This window comes from Bittarella massiliensis (ex Durand et al. 2017) (genome assembly GCF_017566145.1).
GTDB lineage: Bacteria > Bacillota > Clostridia > Oscillospirales > Ruminococcaceae > Bittarella > Bittarella massiliensis_A.
The window spans coordinates 1-261 of the sequence record NZ_JABFCL010000100.1 but is presented as its reverse complement, the minus strand read 5'-3'; the positions used below and the strand labels follow the sequence as shown (position 1 = coordinate 261).

The 261-nt window shown below is 55.2% G+C and carries 1 protein-coding gene; it reads left to right on the top strand.

Annotated elements, in window-relative coordinates; translation table 11 throughout:
• Positions 1-56: 56 nt before the first annotated feature.
• The coding region (locus HJY11_RS13615) for an aminotransferase class III-fold pyridoxal phosphate-dependent enzyme (protein WP_368041615.1) at positions 57-261 on the top strand (205 nt) is incomplete at its 3' end.

Sequence of the window (261 nt, the reverse complement as noted above, 5' to 3'; positions counted from 1 at the left end):
GGACAGGCTCTTTCTTCGCTTGGCAGCAGTATGGAGTACGGCCGGATATTCTGACGATGGCAAAGGCGATTGGAAATGGATTTCCGGTGGGCGCCTTTGCCCTCACAGAGAAGGTGGCAGAGTGCTCGCTGAATCCAGGGGACCATGGTACAACATATGGGGGAGGACCACTTGCCTGTGCCGCAGTCGCAAAGACTGTGGAGATCTATGAGCGCGAGCATCTTCCGGAGCATACTGCAAAGATTGGCGCTTATCTTCGCA